Annotated in this window: 4 protein-coding genes and 1 tRNA gene; 2 read left to right on the top strand and 3 right to left on the bottom strand. The window is 40.1% G+C overall.

Annotated elements, in window-relative coordinates:
• The 3 genes from NTV63_01080 to NTV63_01090 all read right to left on the bottom strand — a co-directional run.
• Nucleotides 1-2,672, bottom strand: a 2,672-nt coding sequence (locus tag NTV63_01080; GenBank protein ID MCX6709532.1) for a hypothetical protein, incomplete at its 3' end; no start/stop codon positions are given.
• A gap of 2 nt (nucleotides 2,673-2,674) precedes the next feature.
• The gene (locus tag NTV63_01085; protein MCX6709533.1) at nucleotides 2,675-2,863 is read right to left on the bottom strand and encodes a ribbon-helix-helix domain-containing protein; all 189 of its coding nucleotides are present in this window, start codon (nucleotides 2,861-2,863) and stop codon (nucleotides 2,675-2,677) included.
• A gap of 335 nt (nucleotides 2,864-3,198) precedes the next feature.
• A tRNA-Arg gene (locus NTV63_01090) sits at nucleotides 3,199-3,273 on the bottom strand.
• 147 nt (nucleotides 3,274-3,420) lie between these two features.
• Here NTV63_01090 and NTV63_01095 point away from each other — a divergent pair.
• Nucleotides 3,421-4,281, top strand: coding sequence for a methyltransferase domain-containing protein (locus NTV63_01095; GenBank protein MCX6709534.1), 861 nt, complete (start codon nucleotides 3,421-3,423; stop codon nucleotides 4,279-4,281).
• 5 nt (nucleotides 4,282-4,286) lie between these two features.
• Nucleotides 4,287-4,973 carry an isochorismatase family protein gene (locus tag NTV63_01100; GenBank protein ID MCX6709535.1) on the top strand — a complete coding sequence of 229 codons (687 nt, stop codon included), beginning with the start codon at nucleotides 4,287-4,289 and terminating at the stop codon, nucleotides 4,971-4,973.
• The last annotated feature ends 116 nt before the right edge of the window (nucleotides 4,974-5,089 follow it).

Below are 5,089 nucleotides of genomic sequence, written 5' to 3' on the forward strand. Positions count from 1 at the left end.
TCTCTTAGCTTTTCCTTTTCCTCAATCTCAAGGGTTCTGTAAAGCGGATTTATCTCATTATAAATTAAGTGTGCCTCATCAATTTTCCTGCGGTTTATTGCATTTTCAGCCTTATCAATAAGAGATCTTACCTCATCAAAAAGCCCATTTTCGCTGGCTTCCAAAATTTTTAGGGAATTATCTGCTATCCTTGAAGATGAAGCTTTTGCCGGGATAGTTTCCTGCGCCCCCTGCTTTTCAGCTATTTCGGAAAGCTCATATGCAACAGCAGAGATTATTGTCTTCCCCTGGCCTATCAATCCGTTAAGCTCTTCCTTGCCAACTCTGAATCCTGAAAATTCCATCTGCTCAATCTTATTGAAGAAGCTTGCGGAAAGGAACTTCATGCGCCTGCTGAGCTCGCTCTTGCTCACCTCTTTTAAGAATTCCTTTGAGGTGAATTCATAATTCAGCTGAAACACTTCTTTAAGGAAAACCCTCATTATAAAGGAAAGCTCCTTGGCCCCTTCTGCAGATTTCCTTCCGGCAGGCTCTTTGACAAGCTTGTCAAGCTCAAGCAGTGCCTTTTCCTTTGCTTCCAAAATTCTGTCTTTCCTGCTTATTTTGGCTTTGTGCAATAATCTGTATTTTTCAACCATCTTGCTTACAGCATTTTCTATTCTCTTCCGGTTTATTAAAGTCAAAAGTATAATTGATATTGTTATTATTATCGCAATCAGCGGTTTCCTGCTTGTCGGGTATGCAGGTATCTCAATAAGGCTGCATGATGAGCATTGCCCTCCGCAGTCAATCCCTGTTTCATCCTGATTCCTGATTCCATCGCTGCATGAGGGGCAGGGCAGGCACAATCCCCCGCAGTCAATTCCTTCCTCGCCGTGGTTTTGAATTAAGTCAGTGCATAAGGGGCAGGGCAGGCACAATCCCCCGCAGTCAACCCCTGTTTCGCCGTTGTTTTTCATAAGGTCATAGCATGTTGGAACATAAATGCATTTCCAGTACTCAAGCGGTCTTGTCCTGTTGTCCTCGCAGCCGTTAATGTCAATGCATTTTCTTGCGCTTATGTTTGTATAAAGGCAAGGGCCCCAGTTGCTGCAGCTCCAGTTTGAAGCGCAGGGCTCTTCTCCCGATGAAGAGCCTGTTGATCGACTTGACTGGGACGGCGGAACATAAAGCACAGTAAGCTGGACAAGATTGCTCTCAGCACTCGCATTATAGTCATCATAAGCATAAAATACAACGCTCCTGTTTCCAAACCAGGCGCGCCTCGGAGTCAATGTAACAATGTTGTATTCATCAAATGAAATTTCAATATCGCTTACTGCACTGTGGTCATACCACATTGGCTGCTCTTCAGGATCCATGAAATAGTCATCCATGTCCATACCCGTCAATATTGCATTCTGAAGCCATGTCTGGTTTGGTATGAGGGATATCAGAACGGGCGGAAGATTTGAAATTGTAAAATTGCTTGTTGCATTTTTAGTTCCCAGCTCCCTTGCTTCTGCATTGCATATTACCCTCCAGTTTTTTGTTCCGGTCCTGTTGAAGCTTCTGTTGTACACATAATAAAGGGTGGAGTGGTTGAATGTCATGTTGATTGGCGATGTGAATGCTCCAGACAGATTAAACTGAACCTCGCAAAAAACATTGCTCCCGTTTATTGTCGTCTGATTTATAGTTGTGAAATTCGCATAGAATTTTACATTCTGGTTTATGTACCTCGTGTAATTGTCAGTGTCATCAAATACCCGGATAATAATGCTTGAATTCTCCGCAATATAATACCTTGTTGACAGGGACTGCCCAAAGTCAGTAACAGAGAATGTAATGTTGCCGTCTTCATACCTTAAGAACTGGCAGACTATGTCGGGGCATAGTTCATTGTCCCTCATTATCTTCGGGGAAATAAAAGAGAGATTGTATAAAGATATTATTGCCGGCCTGTTCAGGCAGTGCTCAATTCCAACCATTATGCTGATGTTATTTTTTGAAACATTAACATTCGCGTTAAGATTAGCATCATCAACATTGAGTATTATATTTAAGAAATTTATCATGCCATAATGCGGCTTTCCTATTGTGACATTTGGAAGCTCTGTCCAGGAAGAGAAGAGCGAGAAGTTCGTGGTGAGGCTGTTGTTGTAGTTGCTCCATACCGGAGGAACATTAACATTATTTATTGATACATGGTATTTTGTATTAGATGCATCCTCGCATTCGCTTGTTGCTTTTGCGCGGAAAATGTAGATGCAGTTTCCATCAGAGAATGAGGTTGTATTCAGCTCTTTTTGATACTCCGTATCGCCGTCATTTATGTCTGCGCCGATATCAGTCATTAATCCGTCTTCTGCAGCATAGCTGAATGTTACATTCCTGACATATTCATTCCCCGCAGGATTTGTTGCAGATGCGCTAAGATTTTCAATTCCGCTCATTACACCCCAGTCAAGAGGATTGATTGAATTTGCAGAAGAAGGTCTTCCCATGCAAAGCCTTATTGTGCTTGAGGTTGCATGCGCAGTTACATCTTCTTTGGGTATTGACTCGTAAAGATTCCAGAAATTAAAGCAGGAAATCACCACAAAGAACAATGCAAACCAGAAGAGGATGTTGTTGGATACATTGCTCTTCTCAGCTGATTCCCCGTCCGCCTTATTGTTCTGGATGTCCATCTCTATTTTCTTTTTCTCTCTCCGATTTTTTCATACTGCTCCTTGTATTTGAGAATGAGAGTCCTTATTGCCTCGCGGGCAAGTTCGGTTTGGCTTGAGAATATTCCCTGTTCTATTAGCTCTTCTATGTCTTTCCTGAGCTGCTCGCCTATCCTGATGTGAATTAGCCGGTCTTTCTTCATTGTTGGCATACAGATATTATATCATTTTGATATATAAATGTTTCTATTTAGTATACTGGTATCTTGAAAATGTAATTTAATCGAGAGAAAATCAGCAAAAAGGACATATTTGGAGAAATTCCGCAGAATCAATGTATCATTTTGATATATTTTGATATGTTTAAATATTCTATAAAAAGATAAAATGACTAAAGAAAATAAACGCGCCCGGGGAGATTAGCGCACCCAGCCTTTAGAAAAGCATGGATGGAAACAGATGCGGCATAAAGCCGCATAACCGCGATACTTATGAAAATACAATAATCGCGGAACATATTGTGCGCTTCAAAGAACAAAAGAATAAACGCGCCCGGGGAGATTTGAACTCCCGACAAACAGCTTAGGGGGCTGTTGCCCTATCCAGACTAGGCTACAGGCGCATAATTGCCGCTAAATTGGAATTAGCGTGCCCCTTTTAAATATTTCTGAAAAATGCCGGAATCTGTCAAAAAAACAGGAAAGTTTAAATACTTAGTGTAATTATAACACTTAAGTAAGTGTAAAATAAACAAAAACGGGTTAAAAAGATGGAAACCGCAATAGAAAGGAACAATCATACCCCCTTTGGGCTTTTAGTTTATGTTACTGGAATGGAAAAAAGCATTCCTGAAAAAGAAAAGCTTATGCCTTATGTAAAGGGGGAGCGCGTATTAGAAATTGGATGCGGTTCAGGGGCAGTCCTTGAATTATTGTCTAGGAATTTTCCCAAAAGCGCAATTATTGGCATTGACAATTCTGAACAAATGCTTTCTGTGGCAAAGGGAAGAGAATATTCAACTTCTAATGTTACTATACTTTATGGAGACGCTCTCAATAAACGGTTCGAGGATGAGTCTATTGACACAATAATTCTGTCTTCTGTCCTACACGAAGTTTATTCATACAATAATTATCATATGGAGGCGCTTGAAAAAGCGGTCTCAAACGCCTGTGAAATGCTTGTTCCTGGAGGAAGAATAATAATAAGAGATGGCGTTATGCCTACTCCGCAGGTATATTACCTTAAGTTCAGGAATAATGAAACAAAAGATTCATTTAAAAAATTTGCAGATGATTTTACGCCGAGAAAAATATCATATTCTCTTGCTTCAGATTCGGGCTTTCCAAAATTAGGCAGCGCAGATGCCTATGAATTCCTAAGCAAGTATTTCTATAAGGAAAACTGGGCAATCGAGGTTAAGGAGCAGTTTGGAATTCTCAATCTTTCGGAGTATTGTGATATTCTGGAAAGAAATGGAATGCAGATAGTCGATGCACAGTCATACCTGATTGATTTTTTAAAATGCAAATATGAGAAGGATGTCTCGCTTTTAGAAAAAAAAGACGGGATATACGTGCCTGCAAACTATCCTGATTCAACTGCAATAATTATCGCTGAGAAAAGGTGAGAAAAATGGAAAATGAACTGATTGATGCATTAAATGGAAAAGATAAAAGCAAAGTAATTTTTTTTGATGTAGACACCCAGCATGATTTTATGCAGCAGGCATTCTGTGATGACAAAAATAATGTCATAAAAGGCGCGCTGTACATAAACAATGCAGAATCAATAATACATAACCTTGAAGATTTAACAATGTATGCAGAAAAAAACAGCATCCGGATTCTTGGTTCAGTTGACAGGCATTTCAAAAGCGATGTTGAACTGATTTCAAATGGCGGGCAGTTCCCTGAGCATTGCATGGATGGAACATACGGGCAGCGGAAAATACGGCATAGTTCCCCTAAAAATGTTCTCTTTATTGAAAACAGGCAGTATGCGCCGGGAGAACTTGAAGAAATTCTGAATAACCACAGGAATACTTATTTTGAAAAGCAAACTACAGATGTGTTTGATAATCCCAATATAGAAAAAACATTAAAGATTCTGAAGCCGGAGATTGCAGTTGTGTATGGAGTTGCAACTGACTACTGCGTAAAGAACGCTGCAATCGGGCTGAGAAAGCACGGGCTTGAGGTTTATCTTGTTGAGGACTCAATAAAAGGAATTACCAAAGAAACAGGCGATGCTGCACTTGCTGAAATGGAAGGAATCGGAATAAAAAAGATACTTGCTTATGAAATAACCGGAAAAAGGTGAGGGCAATGGAAAAATCAGATTATCTGAAGAGTCCGGATGATGCAATGAGAATAGATTCAGAAGAGTCAGCCAGGATAATAGAAAGATACATTGCAGGAGAGGTTGCAAAGTCCAAT

It is taken from the genome of Candidatus Woesearchaeota archaeon, from assembly GCA_026394965.1.
Lineage (GTDB): Archaea > Nanobdellota > Nanobdellia > Woesearchaeales > 0-14-0-80-44-23 > JAPLZQ01.